The sequence below is a fragment of the Flagellimonas sp. B-3 genome (genome assembly GCF_056857835.1).
Genome location: NZ_JBSXNW010000012.1, coordinates 67059 through 85648 on the forward strand (window position 1 = coordinate 67059; position 18590 = coordinate 85648).

Annotated in this window: 18 protein-coding genes and 1 tRNA gene; 11 read left to right on the forward strand and 8 right to left on the reverse strand. The window is 41.7% G+C overall.

Annotation, left to right across the window (positions count from 1 at the left end):
- Positions 1-38: 38 nt before the first annotated feature.
- Positions 39-1466, forward strand: coding sequence for an amidohydrolase (locus AC13CS_RS02070; RefSeq protein WP_293162729.1), 1428 nt, complete (start codon positions 39-41; stop codon positions 1464-1466).
- A 367-nt stretch (positions 1467-1833) separates the two neighbouring features.
- Positions 1834-2835, forward strand: a complete 1002-nt coding sequence (locus AC13CS_RS02075) for a pirin family protein (RefSeq protein ID WP_293162726.1) — start codon at positions 1834-1836, stop codon at positions 2833-2835.
- Between the two features lie 235 nt (positions 2836-3070).
- Here the strand turns inward: AC13CS_RS02075 and murA are convergent, their stop codons facing one another.
- From murA to AC13CS_RS02090, 3 genes are all read right to left on the reverse strand, one after another.
- Positions 3071-4378 carry a UDP-N-acetylglucosamine 1-carboxyvinyltransferase gene (murA, locus tag AC13CS_RS02080; protein ID WP_293162723.1) on the reverse strand — a complete coding sequence of 436 codons (1308 nt, stop codon included), beginning with the start codon at positions 4376-4378 and terminating at the stop codon, positions 3071-3073.
- A gap of 15 nt (positions 4379-4393) precedes the next feature.
- On the reverse strand, positions 4394-5044 hold the full coding sequence (locus tag AC13CS_RS02085; protein ID WP_293162720.1) for a DUF4290 domain-containing protein: 651 nt from the start codon (positions 5042-5044) through the stop codon (positions 4394-4396).
- A gap of 83 nt (positions 5045-5127) precedes the next feature.
- On the reverse strand, positions 5128-5415 hold the full coding sequence (locus tag AC13CS_RS02090; protein WP_293162717.1) for a DUF493 family protein: 288 nt from the start codon (positions 5413-5415) through the stop codon (positions 5128-5130).
- 88 nt (positions 5416-5503) lie between these two features.
- Here AC13CS_RS02090 and AC13CS_RS02095 point away from each other — a divergent pair, with 88 nt between their 5' ends.
- From AC13CS_RS02095 to AC13CS_RS02115, 5 genes are all read left to right on the forward strand, one after another.
- Positions 5504-6067, forward strand: a complete 564-nt coding sequence (locus tag AC13CS_RS02095) for an ATP/GTP-binding protein (RefSeq protein ID WP_293162714.1) — start codon at positions 5504-5506, stop codon at positions 6065-6067.
- The gene (locus AC13CS_RS02100; protein ID WP_293162711.1) at positions 6067-7959 is read left to right on the forward strand and encodes a RecQ family ATP-dependent DNA helicase; all 1893 of its coding nucleotides are present in this window, start codon (positions 6067-6069) and stop codon (positions 7957-7959) included. The genes AC13CS_RS02095 and AC13CS_RS02100 overlap by 1 nt, the downstream gene beginning before the upstream one ends.
- A complete protein-coding gene (gene fmt / locus AC13CS_RS02105; protein ID WP_293162708.1) occupies positions 7940-8902 on the forward strand; it encodes a methionyl-tRNA formyltransferase in 963 nt (320 codons plus the stop codon). Before AC13CS_RS02100 ends, fmt begins: the two co-directional genes overlap by 20 nt.
- A 176-nt stretch (positions 8903-9078) precedes the next feature.
- Positions 9079-9351, forward strand: a complete 273-nt coding sequence (locus tag AC13CS_RS02110) for an HU family DNA-binding protein (protein ID WP_014034238.1) — start codon at positions 9079-9081, stop codon at positions 9349-9351.
- A gap of 119 nt (positions 9352-9470) precedes the next feature.
- On the forward strand, positions 9471-10031 hold the full coding sequence (locus AC13CS_RS02115) for a YqgE/AlgH family protein (protein ID WP_014034237.1): 561 nt from the start codon (positions 9471-9473) through the stop codon (positions 10029-10031).
- Position 10032: 1 nt separating this feature from the next.
- Here AC13CS_RS02115 and AC13CS_RS02120 read toward each other — a convergent pair whose 3' ends face one another.
- Both AC13CS_RS02120 and AC13CS_RS02125 read right to left on the reverse strand, forming a co-directional pair.
- The gene (locus AC13CS_RS02120; RefSeq protein WP_293162700.1) at positions 10033-10878 is read right to left on the reverse strand and encodes an aminotransferase class IV; all 846 of its coding nucleotides are present in this window, start codon (positions 10876-10878) and stop codon (positions 10033-10035) included.
- Between the two features lie 54 nt (positions 10879-10932).
- The gene (locus AC13CS_RS02125; RefSeq protein WP_014034235.1) at positions 10933-11316 is read right to left on the reverse strand and encodes an START-like domain-containing protein; all 384 of its coding nucleotides are present in this window, start codon (positions 11314-11316) and stop codon (positions 10933-10935) included.
- Positions 11317-11455: 139 nt separating this feature from the next.
- Between AC13CS_RS02125 and AC13CS_RS02130 the strand changes: the two genes are divergently transcribed.
- The 4 genes from AC13CS_RS02130 to AC13CS_RS02145 all read left to right on the forward strand — a co-directional run bounded on the left by AC13CS_RS02130 (position 11456) and on the right by AC13CS_RS02145 (position 14562).
- Positions 11456-11529 (forward strand) — tRNA-Met (locus AC13CS_RS02130).
- 99 nt (positions 11530-11628) lie between these two features.
- The gene (locus tag AC13CS_RS02135) at positions 11629-11817 is read left to right on the forward strand and encodes a hypothetical protein (RefSeq protein ID WP_293162695.1); all 189 of its coding nucleotides are present in this window, start codon (positions 11629-11631) and stop codon (positions 11815-11817) included.
- A gap of 172 nt (positions 11818-11989) precedes the next feature.
- Positions 11990-13909, forward strand: coding sequence for a DUF294 nucleotidyltransferase-like domain-containing protein (locus tag AC13CS_RS02140; protein ID WP_293162692.1), 1920 nt, complete (start codon positions 11990-11992; stop codon positions 13907-13909).
- Positions 13909-14562 carry a 3'-5' exonuclease gene (locus AC13CS_RS02145; RefSeq protein ID WP_293162689.1) on the forward strand — a complete coding sequence of 218 codons (654 nt, stop codon included), beginning with the start codon at positions 13909-13911 and terminating at the stop codon, positions 14560-14562. Before AC13CS_RS02140 ends, AC13CS_RS02145 begins: the two co-directional genes overlap by 1 nt.
- 34 nt (positions 14563-14596) lie before the next feature.
- Here the strand turns inward: AC13CS_RS02145 and acs are convergent, their stop codons facing one another.
- The 3 genes from acs to AC13CS_RS02160 form a co-directional block, all read right to left on the reverse strand.
- Positions 14597-16504, reverse strand: a complete 1908-nt coding sequence (gene acs, locus AC13CS_RS02150) for an acetate--CoA ligase (RefSeq protein ID WP_293162686.1) — start codon at positions 16502-16504, stop codon at positions 14597-14599.
- 64 nt (positions 16505-16568) lie between these two features.
- Positions 16569-18284 carry a sodium:solute symporter family protein gene (locus tag AC13CS_RS02155; RefSeq protein ID WP_293162683.1) on the reverse strand — a complete coding sequence of 572 codons (1716 nt, stop codon included), beginning with the start codon at positions 18282-18284 and terminating at the stop codon, positions 16569-16571.
- Between the two features lie 21 nt (positions 18285-18305).
- A complete protein-coding gene (locus tag AC13CS_RS02160) occupies positions 18306-18569 on the reverse strand; it encodes a DUF4212 domain-containing protein (RefSeq protein WP_293162680.1) in 264 nt (87 codons plus the stop codon).
- Positions 18570-18590 lie beyond the last annotated feature (21 nt).

Sequence of the window (18590 nt, forward strand, 5' to 3'; positions counted from 1 at the left end):
AAAAATCAATATCATTTAACTAACTCAAAACCTTTACAATGAAAAAACTTTCAACCTTACTCCTTTTGGGATTGGTATCGCTTAACCTATCTGCCCAAAAGATGACCAAGGACAAAAAAGCCGTTGTCGCTTCGGTAGAAAAGCACAAAGAAAACCTTATCAAAATCAGTGATTCCATTTGGGCACTGGCCGAAACTGCCTTTGAAGAATCCATTTCCGCAGAATTACTAGCTGATTATGCAGAGGAAAACGGAATGACCGTGACCCGGGGCGTTGCAGATATCCCAACTGCATTTATCGCCACTTATGGATCAGGTTCGCCCGTTATTAGTGTATTGGGCGAATTTGATGCACTTCCTGGACTTTCTCAGAACACAGTACCCACTAAAGACCCTAGAATTGAAGGTGAACCAGGTCACGGCTGCGGACACAATATGTTCGGTGCCGCTAGTTTAGGTGCCGCCATTGCCATTAAAGAGCAAATAGAAGCCGGAAACATAAAAGGGACCGTAAAATTCTTCGGAACCCCTGCAGAAGAAAAGTTTTTTGGCAAAGTGTGGATGGTAGAAGCAGGTCTTTGGGACGATGTAGATGTGAATGTAAGCTGGCACCCATCCGCAGAAATTGAGGCCGATGTACAGAGTGGACTGTCTTTAATTGACTTTATGATCGAGTTTTATGGTCAAGCCGCTCATGCTTCTTCCGATCCTTGGAATGGTCGTAGCGCTTCCGATGCATTGGAATTATACACTACTGGAATCAATTATTATCGTGAACACATCAAACCAACGTCGCGTATCCATTATCATATCCAAGATGGTGGGCAAGTGGTGAATGTTGTTCCCGATTATGCCCGCTTGTGGGTCAGGGTCCGCGATCCAAAAAGAGAAGTGATGCTTCCCACTTTTGAACGCGTAAAAGCCATGGCAGAAGGAGCTGCCATTATGGCCAATGTAGATTACAAATATTCATTGATTTCTGGTATTTACGAGACCTTGGTGAATCGTGAAGGAGGTAAAATCATGCAAAACAATTTGGAGCTTTTAGGTCCAATTACCTACACCGAAGAAGAAATTACCTATGGTAAAGCCATTCAAGAAGCTACCGGAAAACCACAGGTGGGCATGGACGGTGAGATACATCCATTGAAAGAAACCGAAGAACTTCCAGGCGGAGGTTCCACGGATGTTGGCGATGTAAGCTGGAACGTTCCAAACATCAACCTTGGGGTAACCGTAGCACCAAAAGGCACTCCATGGCACTCATGGGCTGTTGTGGCCTGTGGCGGGATGAGTATTGGGCATAAAGGAATGATTTATGCATCCAAAGCAATGGGAATGACCATGTTGGACCTTTTTGACGATCCTAAATTGGTAGAAAAAGTAAAAGAAGAATATAACACCAGAAAAGGTGATGTAAAATATGAGGCCATGATTGATGGTCCACCACCAATTCCTGGTAAATAAACCACTATGGGTTTGAAATCCATAGTTTTAAAGAAAAGAATGAAATTTTTTGTCATCCGGTATCAAGTCCTCCCTTAATCCCTCCAAAGGAGGGAAACTTCTCCCCGTGGGGAGACCCGAGAGGGGACTATCCATAAAATTTATTGAAACTAAAGTAACTGCAATAAAATTGCAGGGTTTTAACCTTTAACTAGAAAATAAATTACAATTTGATGAAGGTGTCTAAAAAGCAACAAACCTCTGAATTTGTCAGGTTGAGCGGAGTCGAAACCTATTGCCTACCAGTAACACTTTAGGTTCTCGACTGCGCTCGAACTGACAGATTATAATCTTTTTAGACACCTTCAAACTAGTAAATTATTGAATAATGAAAAATCCCGTTCTACAAACCTTTCCATTGAATACCCCTTGGCAAACATTAGATCCATTTTTGTTCGGTACGTACCATTTAGATTATTTCCCAAAGGGCAACGGTGAAATGGGGCCCGACGCTTCTTTGCTTAAAAACAGGAACTTGGGAAGTGATTTCAACCCCAACGAAAAATGGCGCATGTACCACGGACAGACCATCCCTGGATTTCCATCGCATCCCCATTGTGGCTTTGAGACCATCACCATTGTAAACAAAGGGTTTTGCGATCATTCCGATTCTTTGGGAGCTGCTGGTAGATTTGGTCAAGGAGATGTGCAATGGATGACAGCCGGAAGAGGTGTGCAACACTCTGAAATGTTTCCGTTGTTAAAAGATGATGATGAAAATCCTTTGGAATTGTTCCAGATTTGGTTGAATCTGCCCAAATCCGGAAAATTTGTTGACCCTCATTTTAAAATGCTCTGGAATGAAGATATCCCAATGGTTAAAGAAGAAAATGCCAAAATAAAAGTAGTGGCGGGTACTTATAAAAATGTAGCACCAATTTCACCTGCTCCTGATTCTTGGGCTGCCACTCCCGAAAACGAAGTGGCCGTTTGGAACATTCATGTCGATAAAGGTTCGGAATATATGTTGCCAAAAGCAAACAAATCGGTCAATCGTGTGCTATACTTTTATGAGGGCAGTGAAATTCATATTGGTGACAATAAAATCAATCCTAACTTTGGGATTGTGTTGGACCCTAGCGAAACAGTGAGCATTAAAACTGGTTCGGAAACAGCTCATTTTATGTTATTGCAGGGCAAACCAATCGGTGAACCCGTCGCCAAATACGGTCCATTCGTCATGAACACGCAAGCCGAAATCCAAAAAGTGATGGAGGAATACCGTCTTACCCAATTTGGTGGATGGCCATGGCCACACCCAGATAATGTGCACGATAAGAACAGAAGTCGTTTCGCACTTTACCCTGACGGGAAGTTAGTGGAAAAATAAATCACTATGGATTTGAAATCCATAGTTTTAAAAGAAAAGAATGAAATTCTTTGTCATCTGATATCAGGTCCTCCCTTAATCCCTCCAAAGGAGGGAAACTTCTCCCCTTGGGGAGACTGGAGAGGGGAGCAGCCATAAAATTTATAGAAACTAAAGTAACTGCAATGAAACCTTACTGCCGTTAGGCAAGTTTGAGTTTGCAGGGTTTTAACCTTTAACTTGATAATAAAACTGGTTAAACCCTAACAATATTGGCGCCTATGGCACGTAAACGTTCATCAATGTTTTCATAACCACGGTCAATTTGCTCAATATTATGAATGGTGGAAGTACCCTTGGCAGAAAGTGCTGCTATCAAAAGGGACACCCCTGCCCTAATATCAGGCGATACCATGGTGGTAGCCTTTAGTGTTGATTTAAAATCGTGCCCAATAACTGTGGCCCGGTGTGGATCGCAAAGAATAATTTTTGCCCCCATGTCGATGAGTTTGTCCACAAAGAACAAACGGCTTTCGAACATTTTTTGATGAATGAGCACTTCTCCCTTGGCCTGAGTGGCAACCACTAATATGATGCTCAATAAATCCGGGGTCAATCCAGGCCATGGCGCATCGGCAATGGTCAGTATAGAGCCATCGATAAAATTTTGGATCTCGTAGCCATCTTCGTGCTTCGGAATAAAGATGTCATCATCCCTTCGCTCCACGTTTATTCCCAACTTTCGGAAAACCGTCGGAATTTGACCCAAATCGTCCCAGCTCACATTTTTTATGGTAAGCTCGCTTTGCGTCATGGCAGCCAGACCTATCCAGCTACCAATTTCAATCATATCGGGCAACATGGTATGCTCTGTCCCTTTCAAAGAATCCACGCCTTCAATCGTCAACAGATTTGAACCAATTCCGGAGATTTTTGCCCCCATGCGGTTCAACATATTGCACAATTGCTGTAAATAAGGCTCGCAAGCGGCATTGTAAATGGTAGTCGTGCCTTCGGCCAAAACAGCAGCCATTACAATGTTGGCCGTACCGGTTACCGATGCTTCATCCAAAAGCATATAGGTGCCCTTGAGTTTATCGGCTTCTACCCCGTAAAAGTATTCTTCTTTGTTATAACGGAACTGTGCACCAAGTTTGATAAATCCTTCGAAATGAGTATCCAATCTTCTTCTACCAATTTTATCGCCACCAGGTTTTGGAATGTATCCCTTGCCGAACCTTGCCAATAATGGGCCGACCAGCATAATGGAACCCCGAAGCCCCCTTCCATCTTCTTTGAACTTGGCAGATTGTAAATAATCCAAGTTGACATCGTCTGCCTTAAAGGTATAAGTACCTTTGCCCTTTTTCTGGATTTTTACACCCAAATCTTCGAGAAGGGCAATCAGTTTATTGACATCGACAATGTCCGGTATATTGTTTATGGTAATTTTCTCTTCTGAAAGTAATACGGCGCAAAGAATCTGAAGTGCCTCGTTCTTTGCTCCTTGGGGAGTAATTTCACCATGCAATTGGTGTCCGCCCTCTATTCGAAATGTACCCATCTATTCCCTTGGAATTTAATATCGTTTTTTGCGACTTCTTTGCCCTTTTTTACCTCTGTTATTGTTGCTGCTGGACCTAGTGCTTGGTCTATTTTTAAGGAACTGTCCACTTTCCGTTAAGCTTTCCTCACTTTTGGCCAAATCTATTTGTCCGTCACTAAGTTCTTTAAGGTGATTGAAGATTACGGAGTCTTCCACGGTATCCTTGTTCCAGACCAAGTAACATTTTTTCATGTGGTTGGCAATGGCGTATTCCAAGCCAGACCTCATATCCCCTTCTTCCCATTTCACGGCAACATCAATCATTCTTTTGATGTTATTGCCATAAAAACGGTATTTTGGATGGTTTTGCGGGTATTCCAAAGGTTCTGGTCGTTGTTGCAAAACTTCTTTTGAAGTAATCGGGAAAGGTGAATCCACGTCCAATTTAAAATCGGCCATGATAAACAATTGGTCCCATAGTTTGTGCTGAAAATCCGGGACATCCCTTAAATGGGGCTGTAAATTCCCCATTACGCTAATAATGGATTTCGCCACTTTATTGCGTTCGTCTCGGTCTTCAATAGCAACAGCGTGATCTACCATTTTCTGAAAATGGCGGCCATACTCGGGTATAAAGAGTTTTGGACGCTCTGTATTGTATTCTAAGTTGTATACTTCGTTCAAATTAATGTATTTAGAAACTTGATTATTGGAAAGTCAATCGTGATAACGACTGCAAATTAAGAAAATTATCGCAAACAATGGGATTACAGGGAAATTACACCTTCCACCACGGAAACTTCTTTGTATTTTTTTATTACCTCGTCGGGGTTTTTTAAATGCACCATAACGGAAAGACTGGTGTACGTACCCTTTTTTGACTTTTTGGATTCAATAACCGCACCAGTGTTATCAAAAATCTTATTTATCTGGGCAATGCGCTTTTCATCCGTAGGCACTATAAATTTATAGAGATAATCGGATGGCCAATTTGTGGTCTCCAATAATTTTTCCCTAAGCTTTGTATAGAACTCCTCTGTACTCTTTTTATCCATGCCGCATTTTTCTACAAATATATGGCTTAACCTAGAATTTTTTTTCCTTCTGGCGTTTTCATTACTTTGTATTATTAATTTAAGGTCTTTGGGCAAGAATAAGATAGTTATCACGGGAGCACCCGGAACGGGCAAAACATCCATAGTAAATGGATTGGAAAGCAAAGGTTTTTATTGTTTTCACGAAATTATTCGGGATATGACCTCCAAAGCCAAGCAGGAAGGGCAGTCCGAGGAATATATTTCCAACCCTTTGGTGTTTGTTGACGATGCCATGCAATTCAACAAAGATTTGCTTCGGGGCAGAACTGCACATTACCAACAGTCCTTAAAAATAGATGTTCCCGTAAGTTTTTTTGATCGGGGCATCCCAGATGTGCTCGCTTATATGGACTTTTTTGGTCAAACCTATGACCAACACTTTATTTCCCATTGCGAGAACCATAGGTATGATTCTGTTTTTATTGTTCCCCCATGGCAAGAGATATATGTTTCCGACAACGAAAGATTGGAAACCTTTGAGGAAGCCGAAAGCATCCATCATTCCTTGATGAAAACATACACCCAATTTGGTTATAACCCCATTGAAGTGCCAAAAGATGCAGTCCCAAATCGGATTGATTTTATTTTGGAAACACTTAATAAATTATAGTGCATAAGGACACCACAAGCATTTTAAAAAATTTTTGGGGTTATGATGATTTCAGAGGATCTCAAAAGGAAATTATAGACAACGTACTTTCTGGCAAAGACGTTTTGGCCTTGATGCCCACAGGTGGTGGTAAATCCATTTGCTACCAAGTTCCGTCTTTGGCCATGGAAGGCATCTGTATTGTGGTCTCACCTTTGGTGGCCCTTATTCAAGATCAAGTGGCGCAACTAAAAAAAAGGGGTGTTAAAGCCGTTGCCCTAACTGGCGGCATTCCCCCAGATGAGCTTAATGATCTTTTGGACAATTGCCTTTATGGCAACTACAAATTCCTGTACCTATCTCCCGAAAGGCTACAACAAACCATTGTACAGGAGCGCATCCCACAAATGAATGTCAACCTTATTGCTATTGATGAGGCCCATTGTATATCGCAATGGGGAAACGATTTTAGACCTGCCTATCTCGAATGTGCCGTTTTAAAAGAACTGGTGCCCAATAAACCGATGATTGCCCTAACAGCAACGGCTACCCCACGAGTGGTAAACGACATTGTGGAAAACTTGGAATTGGAAAATGTAGCGATCTTCAAAGATTCTTTCTCCCGCTCCAACATTAATTTTAGGGTAAAGCGTTCCGAGGACAAATTGTATCAGCTTAAAAAATACATGGACAAAGTCCCTGGAAGTGCCATTGTTTATGTTCGCTCCAGAAAAATGTCCATTTCCTTGGCCAACTTTTTAATCAAGAATGGTATTTCTGCTTCATTCTTTCATGGTGGAATTCCAAAATCCGATAAGGAAGAAAAACTTAACCTTTGGTTAAGCGGTAAAGTAAGGGCAATGGTAGCCACCAATGCTTTTGGTATGGGGGTGGACAAACCCGATGTTCGTTTGGTAGCCCACTATCATATACCCGATAGTTTGGAAAGCTATTTTCAAGAAGCAGGAAGAGCGGGACGTGACGGTAAACCATCCACAGCCATTATTTTAACTTCAAAAGAAGACAAGGATAAAGCAAAGCAACAATTTTTGTCCACCTTGCCCGATGTGTCCTTCGTTAAAAAAGTATATTCCAAACTCAACAACTATTTTCAAATATCGTATGGTGAATTGGTTTCGGAACCTTTGGCCTTCAAATTCAATGCGTTTTGTAAACGGTACGAGTTTAACCCAAACATGACCTTTAATGCCATCCGTGTTTTGGATCAGAATTCCGTTTTATCGCTTGCTGAAAATTTTAAGGAGAAAACCACCCTTCAGTTTGTAGCCTCCAAATCCGGGATATTTGAATATTTGGACAAAAACAGGAAAACTGCCCCGATAATACAGACCATTTTGCGCACATACGGGGGCATTACCGAGTACGAGACCAAAATTAACCTGTATATGTTGTCCAAAAAAACTGGGGCGAGCGAGGAGTACTTAAAACAAGTCCTCCAACAACTCGCCGACGATGGCATTGTGGAGTATCAAAACAATACCAGCGACCTAGAGATTACTTTTTTGGTACCTAGGGAAGATGACCATACCATTAACCTATTTGCCAAAAAAATCAAGGATTTCAATCAGGTGAAGCAGAACAACATGGCGGCTATGCTAGGCTATGTTTCCAATAAAAAGGTATGCCGTAGTGTTTACTTACTGAATTATTTTGGAGAAAAGACCACAGAAAAGTGCGGTACATGCGATATTTGCACCAAGAAAGAAAAGGTGGCATCTCCCTATGATTTAGAGAAAAGAATCATGGAACTTTTGGAAATTCGTCCCCACAGTTCCCGACAGTTGGAAAAAGCAATTGGGGCAAACGAAAAAGAACTTTTAAAAACATTGGAAAGACTGCTGGCAGATGAGCTGGTCTCCCTAAATTTTAAGAATGAGTACATCAAAAAATAATTCCCTGCGCATCGTATTTATGGGCACCCCGGATTTTGCCGTGGGCATCCTCAAAAAGATTTTGGATGCCAATTTTAATGTAGTTGGTGTCATTACCGCACCGGACAAGCCCGCAGGCCGTGGCCGTAAGGTTCAGGAATCTGCCGTAAAGCAATTTGCGGTGCAACACAATCTAAAGGTATTGCAACCCACCAACTTAAAGGACGAGGCTTTTTTGGAAGAACTCAAAAACCTCGATGCCAATTTGCAGGTGGTCGTGGCCTTTAGGATGTTGCCCAAAATAGTTTGGCAAATGCCCGAGCACGGCACCTTTAACCTTCATGCTTCCCTCCTTCCTCAATATCGCGGCGCAGCACCAATCAATTGGGCAATAATCAACGGAGAAACGGAAACAGGTGTTACTACCTTTTTTATTGATGAAGAAATTGACACGGGAAACATCGTACTTCAAAAAACAGAAAAAATACTGCCTAATGACAGTGCTGGAACCTTGCACGATAGGTTAATGGAGCTCGGTGCCGATTTAGTGGTGGATACCTGCAAGCAGATTGAAGCCGGAACCGTAACAAGACAAGCACAAGATGAAAGCTTGGAACTTAAACCTGCACCAAAAATCCATAAGGATACCTGCCGAATTGATTGGAATGCCCCTATAAAGGATATTTATAATCATATTCGAGGATTGAGTCCCTATCCTGGGGCATGGACACAATTTGTGAATGATGGAAAGGCCGACCAAATGAAGATTTTTAAAACCAAAATGGAACAGGCCGAACACGACTATAACATTGGAAAACTGTTGGCAGAAAAAAAATCGTTGAAAGTCGCCGTAAAAGAAGGCTATATTTCTTTATTGGAATTGCAACTTCCGGGAAAGCGAAGAATGCAAATAATGGAGATTTTGAATGGGTTGAATCTTGATAAAGAAGCACATCTTCGCTAAAGCCTTGCCACGATTGGGCTGGGAAAAGTTGTCGTTTTTTTCCGACTTTATCAACAAACGTTTCAAGTTATCAACAAAAATCCCTATTTCCCTTGGTTTTACTTGCGTGAGACGCAAATCCATATAAATTTGTTCAGCATTAAAATTATATTAACAACAATTAATTTAATTCCATTATGAACAAAACAGAATTAATCGATGCTATGGCAGCTGATGCTGGCATCACTAAGGCAGCAGCAAAAAAAGCATTGGAATCTTTCTTGGGAAATGTAGAAGGAACGCTTAAAAAAGGAGACAGAGTTTCCTTGGTAGGTTTTGGTTCTTGGTCAGTTTCCAAAAGAAGTGCTAGAGAAGGTAGAAACCCACAAACTGGAGCTACCATTAAGATTGCCGCTAAGAACGTTGTAAAGTTCAAAGCAGGTGCTGAATTGAGCGGTGCAGTTAACTAATCAATTATTTATTTAATATACGAAAGCACTCCTTTAGGGGTGCTTTTTTAGTTTATATGCGTTGTGTTTTTTGCATATGTAGAATAATATGTTAAATTTAAGTACAAGAAAAAATGTAAATGGTAAGTCAAAAGCCTAAAAAAGGGAATTTACTTGTTGCAGAACCATCACTTACGGGTGATATTTCTTTCAATAGGTCGGTAGTACTTATCGCTGAGCACAACAACGAAGGCTCGGTAGGCTTTATTTTGAACAAACCTTTGGACTATACCATTTGCGACCTTATTTCTGATATTACAATCCCTTTTCAAGTATTTAATGGCGGGCCAGTAGAGCAGGACAACCTATACTTTATCCATAAAGTGCCAGAACTTATTGAAAACAGTATTGAGATTTCTGATGGTATTTTTTGGGGCGGTAATTTTGAAATGACCGTAGAACTCATCAATAGTGGAACCATCACCGAACAGGATATCCGATTTTTCTTGGGGTATTCTGGCTGGGGTACCAGTCAATTGGACCAAGAACTTTCTTCCAAATCGTGGGTAGTGCTCCCAAATGAGTACGAAAGCAATATTCTGGAAAAATCTGCCTATGCTTTTTGGAAAGAGAAAATGGTAGAATTGGGGGGAGATTATCTTTTGTGGTCGAATGCTCCCGAAAATCCCTCGCTCAACTAAACTATCCAATCCGAGCTTTGGCATTTAACTTTCCAACCAAACTCTTGGCCACTTTGTTATCAAATTTCTTTTTCCTGTATTTGCTGATGGGCTGTATGCCCACTATGGAATTGGTAATGAACAGTTCATCCACTTTTTGAAGTTCGAAAGGGGAAATGGATGCTTCTACCAAATCAAGTTCCTCGGAACCGGCGATGATTTTCATAAGGTTTTTTCGGATAATGCCATCCAAGCAACCATCGCTCAAAGGCGGTGTTTTTATCTCATTGCCCTTCACTGAAAAAAGGTTTCCATTTATGGCCTCGACCACCTTTTTGTCGGTATTCACCAATAAACAGTTGGCATACCCATTTTCTTGGGCATAAACTCCGGCCACCACATTCAATATTTTGTTGGTGGATTTTAGGTTGGACAACATGTCCTTGTTTACATAATAATCCTTGAACAATTCAACCTCGTAGTCGCCCTCTTCAATAATGTAAAAAGGGGACTCCATAGGACTGGTCTCAATAAGGTAGGAAACATCGTTGGTGCTTGGGGCATACAAGCCTCCTTCGTTTCTAAAAACCGTTAAGCGAACGCGGACCGCGCCATTTTCCTGCGCGTTGGCTTTAATGGTATTCTTAATTTCCTCCTCCAAAAACTCCAAGGTAAATTCCATGGGAATCTCCATACGCAGGATACGCATGGAAGCCATTAACCTAAAGTAGTGATCTTCCCAAAAAAAGAGGGTTCCGTTCACATAACGAACCGTTTCAAAAAGGGCATCGCCATATTTGAGGGCTCTGTTGTTGTGGGTGAAAATTGCCTTGTCTTCCGCTAAAAGTGCTCCGTTATAATTGACCATAAAAAAGTCCCGAATTTTATCGGGACCAAATATACGGTTTAGTTGAGAATCGGACTAGGTAGACCCAAGGACCTGTTTAAGGTCGGATACTTGGTTTTCCCACAGCATTTTAGATTCATCTACTTCGTCTTCCTCCGCAAAATCTGTTATAAATAGGGATACATCCTTTGTAATCTCGTCAACTATAATACGCATTTCAAAATAGGAATCATCCTCACTTTCTTCCCATGCCAATTTCACAAATTCCTCACTTTTACGCTTGAGCATTTTTGCTCTCTCTTCTGCACCATCCCAAATAAATGTGAATATTTCCCCACGGGAATTAACATTGTCGGCATACCATTCTGATAGTCCCGAGGGTGTGGAAATATATTGGTAAAGCAACTGAGGCGAAGCCTGGATCACAAACTCCAGTTCATATTTAACCTTATCACTCATTGTCGTGTTCTTTAAATCGTTTTTTCAACTTTAGTATAGTTTGGGAAGATATAAAAATAAATGTCAAATAATAAATTAATCCTGAATTTTGATTCAGCGAAAATTTAAACATATATTTGCACCCGCTTAGCAAAACCATGGCGAGGTAGCTCAGCTGGTTAGAGCGTCGGATTCATAACCCGGAGGCCGGGGGTTCAAGTCCCCCTCTCGCTACAAATTTCAAAGTCATTTAACTGTATTTCAGTTGGATGACTTTCTTTTTTTTCCAATACTCTTTTTTTCCTAACTTCATGCATTTAAACCAACCTTGTAATGAATTACTTCAAAAAGTTAGGAACGGCCAATCTGTTGATGCTGATTTTATGCGCATTGATCATTTTTGTAGCAGAATACTTGTTCCTTAGTGGAAATCCCGAACATGGCTTATTTGTTGGCCTTTGGGCACCGACCCTTTTAGGGGTCATGATTTACTTAAAACTTGTGGACAATAACAGCAAATGATATCGTTTTATGGTTTTCCATTCTTGTTGTTGTACTGGTTGCTATTTGGGCCATACTTATGATACGGGCTTATAACAAGGCTAGCGATAGAAAATAAAGGTATTGGGGGTAACCAGTGTTATTTTATCTTGGACAGTATAATTGTTCCGATTATCCTTAATTTAAGCCTATCATGAAAAACACCATCTCCGAGCGCATTGCCGATTTTCTAAAAAACTATCCTCCTTTCAATGCTATGGAGGCAAAACAGATGGAGCAGTTGTCCGTAGAAGTGGTGATTGTCCACAAGGAAACCAATACCCTAGTTTTTTCGCAGAATGAAAGTCCACACGCCCATTTTTATGTAGTAAACAAGGGTGCCGTTGCGCTTTCCAAAGCTGGTTCCAGTCAAATTTTGGATATATGTGACGAAGGCGATGTTTTTGGACTTCGCCCCCTTTTGGCCAACGAAAGCTACAAATTGGAGGCAAAAGCTTATGAGGAAACCATTCTCTACGCCATTCCCATCAAGGACTTTAAGCCCTTGGCACTCGAAAACAAGCGTATCGGAAATTTTTTGATTGAAAGCTTTGCTTCCAATACAGGCAACCCCTACTCTATTAAACATCGTGGAAAATTGTATGGTGCCAGTAGCGATTCCAATCAATACTCCAGTGATAAAATATTGGATCTACAGCCCATAAAATATTCCACGGACCTTATCACCTGCAAAAAAGGCACGAAAATAAAGACCATAGCCAACAAAATGACCAAGCACAACGTGAGCAGTATTTTGGTGGAAAAGGATAACCTGCCCGTTGGTATCATAACCGATAAGGACATTCGTAAAAAAGTAGCCACGGGACTCTTTCCCATCACCGCTTCAGCGAAAAAAATCATGTCCTCCCCCATTATTACCTACCCAAAAGAGCTAACGTTGGCCCAATCGCAAATGGCCATGATGAAGAGCAACATCAGTCACCTTGTTCTTACCGAGGATGGGACTACGGATACAAAATCGGTTGGAATCTTATCCAAACATGATATTATGGTGGCGGTCGGCAACAATCCTGCTGTGCTGATGCGAGCCATTAAAAGAGCAACCAGTGCCAAAAGACTTCGGGGTATTCGCCATGGCATCATGAACTTGTTGCAAGGGTATTTGGACCAGAATATCCCTTTGGGATTGGTGTCCAAAATTATTTCAGAACTCAATGATGCCTCTACCAAACAGGTGATACAAATTGCCCTGTCCAAAATGGAAGAAGAACCTCCCGTAAAATTTGCGTGGCTCAGTATGGGTAGCCAGGGGCGTGGTGAGCAATTGTTGAACACCGACCAAGACAATGCCATTATTTTTGAAGATGTTCCCGAAGAACAGTTGGAAACTACCCGAAAATATTTTTTAAAACTGGGTGAACGCATTTCCAAAGGGCTGAACACCATCGGTTTTGAGTATTGCCCAGCCGATATGATGGCCTTTAATCCCTCCTGGTGCCATAGTTTGAATGAATGGAAAGAGGTTACCTCCCATTGGATTCACAATCCAGGCCCCGACGAGATACTCTTATCTTCCATCTTTTTTGATTATAATGTAACCTACGGCGATAAATCACTCGCGGATGAGCTTTCCCTCAGTATTTTTGATCAAACCAACCATTATCCGCAATTCTTTACCCATTTGGCCAGTGGTGCCTTGCAAAATCCTTCGCCATCAGGTTTTTTTAGGGATTTTTTGGTGGAACAGGATGGAGCACACAAAGATTTTTTTGATTTAAAATTACGTGTCCTTATGCCCATTATTGATGCCGCTAGGGTACTTATATTGTCACATTCCATCAAATCCATAAACAACACTGCTGAGCGTTACGAAAAGTTGGCAGAACTGGAACCGAACAACAAAGAACTTTACCTTGCGTGTTCCTATGCCAGCAAAGCTCTGCTCAAGTTCAGAACCAGACAGGGGCTGTTGCACAACGATTCGGGTCGGTATATTGCTTTGGATAAATTGAACAAGGAGGAGAAAATCAAACTAAAGCGAACTTTTAAAACGGTAAAAGAGATCCAATCTTTGATTGAGGTAAGGTTCCAGGTAAAAAATATGTTGCGCTGATGTGGCCCTTTTCCAAAAAGAAACCTTTGGAACTTCCCGATTTTTGGTGGGAGTACGAGGAGCATTTCAAAGAAAAGCTTCCAGATGACATCCATGCAAATACTTTTGTGGTGCTGGATACGGAAACAACAGGCTTTAGCTTGACCAAAGACCGTATGCTTTGCATTGGGGCACTAAAACTATTGGACAACAATATTGTGGTGAAGGATAGTTTTGAAGTGTACATTCAGCAGGACCACTATGATTCGGATAGTGCAGAAATCCATGGAATTCTAAAGAAAAGTAAACGGGATAGCATCTCCGAGCTTGAAGCCTTGAAACAATTTTTGATGTACGCCAAAAGCCATGTGCTTGTGGGGCACCATGTAATGTTTGATGTGAACATGATCAATGCCGCGTTAAAAAGAAATGGGCTGCCCAAGCTCAAAAACAAGACTTTGGATACCGAATCACTCTACATCAGAACATTGTTGGTATCTACCGTAGTACAAAAAAAAGAAAGATACTCCCTTGATGATTTGGCCAAAAAGTTCAGTATTTCCCGAAAGGATAGGCATACGGCATTGGGCGACGCCTTTATCACCGCCATTGCATTTTTAAGAATTGTAGAAAAATTGAAGCCCAAAAAAATAAAGGATCTCCTTAAAAAATAAGAAGACCCTTTTTTATTTAGTAAAGTAGAACTATTTAAAGGCTTTCCTTTATAATGTTCTCCACCACTTCTGGGTTCAACAAGGTTGAAGTGTCCCCCAAATTACTGGTGTCTTTGGAAGCAATCTTTCTAAGGATTCTCCTCATGATCTTGCCACTTCGTGTTTTGGGCAATCCTTCCACAAATTGAATCTTATCCAATTTGGCGATGGGTCCGATGTGCTCGGTGATCAATTGGTTCACCTCTTTTTTCAGGTTGTCACGGTTACGGGTTTCCCCGGTTTCTTTTAAAATAATGTACCCATACAAGGCATTTCCTTTAATCTCGTGCGGGAATCCAACAATTGCAGATTCTGCTACGGCCGGGTGCTCGTTAATGGCGTCTTCAATCGGTGCGGTACCCAAATTATGACCGGAGACAATGATGACATCATCTACCCTACCAGTAATTCGGTAATAGCCGACCTCATCTCTCAAAGCTCCATCCCCTGTGAAGTACTTTCCTTCGAAAGCTGAGAAATATGTGTCTTTATAACGCTGGTGATTGCCCCAAATGGTTCTGGCAATAGCGGGCCATGGGTATTTAATGCACAATCTACCATCTACTTGGTTTCCTTTGATTTCCTCACCATTTTCATCCATTAGCGCAGGTTGAATTCCCGGCATAGGCAAAGTGGCGTATGTTGGCTTTGTGGGCGTGGAAAATGGTATGGGCGAAATTAAGATACCCCCTGTTTCAGTTTGCCACCACGTATCCACAATAGGGCATTTTTTCTCACCCACATGGTCGTTGTACCAATGCCATGCCTCCTCGTTGATAGGTTCTCCAACAGTTCCCAAAACCTTCAAGCTGGAGAGGTCGTGATTGGTAACAAAGTCCAAGTTTTCCTTGGCCAAGGCCCTAATTGCCGTAGGAGCAGTATAAAACTGGTTTACTTTGTGTTTTTCCACTACATCCCAGAATCGTCCAAAATCAGGATAAGACGGTACCCCTTCAAACATTACCGTAGTCGCTCCATTGGCCAATGGCCCATACACAATGTAAGAGTGTCCCGTAATCCAACCAATATCTGCCGTACACCAATACACATCTTCTTCACGGTATTGGAATACGTTTTTAAAGGTATATGCGGTATAAACCATATATCCCCCAGTTGTATGTACCATTCCCTTGGGTCGGCCTGTTGAACCTGAGGTGTATAAAATGAACAATGGGTGTTCGGCATCCACAATTTCGGGGACACAATCCGAATATGCCTTATCCAAAAGTGGCTGAATCCAGATATCGCGCCCTTCTTTCATGCTTACTTCACCACTTGTACGTTTGGTGACCAAAACGGTTTCCACATCTGGACAGCTTTCTAAAGCTTCGTCCACAATGGATTTTAGGTCGATAACCTTGGTTCCCCTAAAAGAACCGTCGGAAGTAAGTACCATTTTGGCACCACAATCATTGATCCTGGTTGCCAATGCCGTTGATGAAAATCCTGCAAAAACAATGGAGTGAATGGCTCCGATTCGTGCACAGGCCAAAAGTGCAATGGCCAAATCAGGAATCATAGGCAAATAAATAACTACCCTGTCCCCTTTTTCAACACCTTTTTCCTTAAGCACATTGGCATACTTACAAACGCGTTCGTGAAGTTGGCTGTATGTAATATGTTCTGCTTCTTCATTAGGGTCATTGGGTTCAAAAAGGATGGCTGTTTTATCACCTCGAATCCTTAAATGGCGGTCAATACAGTTTTCGGTAATGTTGAGTTTGGCTCCTTTAAACCAACTGATTTCTGGCTTGGTAAAGTCCCATTCCAAAACCGAATCCCATTTTTTACGCCAGTGAAAGTGTTCTTCGGCTACTTCTTCCCAAAATCCTTCGGGGTTTCTAACGGATTTTCGATAGACTTGAAAATATTCCTCCAAGTGTTTTATGTGGTAGTTACTCATTATGTGTAATTAAATTTTATGCTGCCTTAAAAATAAGGAAAAAGATAGGCATTTCACAGTCATTTTAGTGCCCAGATGCTTCACCTGCTTGATTGGGTACACGGATATTTTCAACAATTTCCTGTACCTCTTCGGGCGGTTCGGCGGTAAATTTGTTCACTACGATGGCCACAATAAAATTGACCAGCATGGCAATAGTTCCAAAACCTTCGGGCGACACACCAAACCACCAGCTTTCTTGTAGGACATCGACAGCTTCTTTTCCTCCATCAAAAATTCCGAATTTGAATTTCAGCATGTAGAAAAGCATCAGGCAAAGACCTACAACCATACCCGATATGGCACCTTTGCTGTTCATTTTTTTATAGAAAATCCCTAAAATGATGGCAGGAAAGAACGAAGCCGCGGCCAGACCGAAAGCCAAGGCAACCACAGCCGCCACAAAGCCTGGCGGATTAATTCCGAAGTACCCCGCAACAACAACGGCAAGGGCAGCAGAAATCCGAGCTGCCCAAAGTTCTCCTTTTTCTGAAAGGTCTGGTTTAAGTACATTTTTAATCAAATCGTGGGAAACCGAAGAAGAGATTACCAATAACAATCCTGCTGCGGTGGATAAAGCTGCGGCCAGACCGCCGGCAGCAATCAAACCTATCACCCATGCAGGTAAATTGGCTATCTCCGGGTTGGCCAATACCATAATATCCCGATCAACCGTCAATTCGTTTACTTCGGGTGCGGCAACATACTGAATTTTACCATCTCCATTTTTATCTTCATGGGCTATCAGCCCTGTTTTTTCCCATCGGCTAAACCATTCAGGCATATTTGTGTATTCTTTTCCGTTTACCGTTTCAATAAGATTAGTTCTTGCAAAAACTGCCACGGCCGGTGCCGTGGTATACAGAATGGCTATGAACAATAATGCCAATCCTGCCGATTTTCTGGCATCACGTACTCGTTTTACCGTAAAAAAGCGAACAATTACGTGAGGTAATCCTGCGGTACCCACCATTAAGGCAAGGGTAATAGCAAATACATCAATCGTACTTTTAGAGCCATCCGTATAGGCTGCAAAACCGAGTTCTTCGGATAGACCATCCAGTTTATCCAAAAGATAGGTTCCGGAACCATCGGATAAGGTGTCACCAAATCCGAGTTGCGGAATTGGATTGCCTGTCATTTGAATGGAAATAAAGATTGCAGGCACCATAAAGGCAAATATCAGAACGCAATATTGTGCCACTTGGGTATAGGTGATTCCTTTCATTCCTCCGAGAACGGCATAAAATAAAACTATCACCATACCGATAACAACACCTGTATTGATATCAACTTCCAAGTATCGTGAAAACACAATGCCAACACCGCGCATTTGTCCTGCCACATAGGTAAAGGAAACAATTAGGGCACAAAAAACCGCTACAACACGGGCTGTTTTGGAATAGTAACGCTCTCCTATAAAATCGGGCACGGTAAATTTTCCAAACTTTCGAAGATAAGGTGCCAACAACAGGGCCAAAAGTACATAGCCACCTGTCCACCCCATCAAATATACAGCGCCATCGTAACCAGCAAAGGAGATAATCCCAGCCATCGAAATAAAGGAAGCCGCTGACATCCAATCCGCTGCCGTTGCCATACCGTTGGCCAATGGGGAAACCCCTCCACCAGCTACGTAAAATTCTTTTGTTGAACCAGCTCTAGACCAGATGGCAATTCCTATATAAAGTCCAAAGGATAGCGCGACCAAGACATAGGTCCATATTTGTACATCATTCATAAGTTTTGGGCATTTGGTTGGTTAATTTTCGTTGTAGCCGTATTTCTTGTCCAGTTTGTTCATTAGGCGTACATACACAAAAATGAGGATGACAAACACATAAATAGACCCTTGTTGTGCGAACCAAAACCCAAGTTTAAATCCGCCCATACGAATGTTGTTCAAAGCATCTTTGAAGAGAATACCTGCTCCATAGGAGACCAAGAACCAAATACTCAACAATATGACTAGGTACTTTAAGTTTTCTCTCCAATAGGCCGTAGCCTTTTTTTGTTTTTCAGACATGATTTGGTGGTTTGTTTAGTT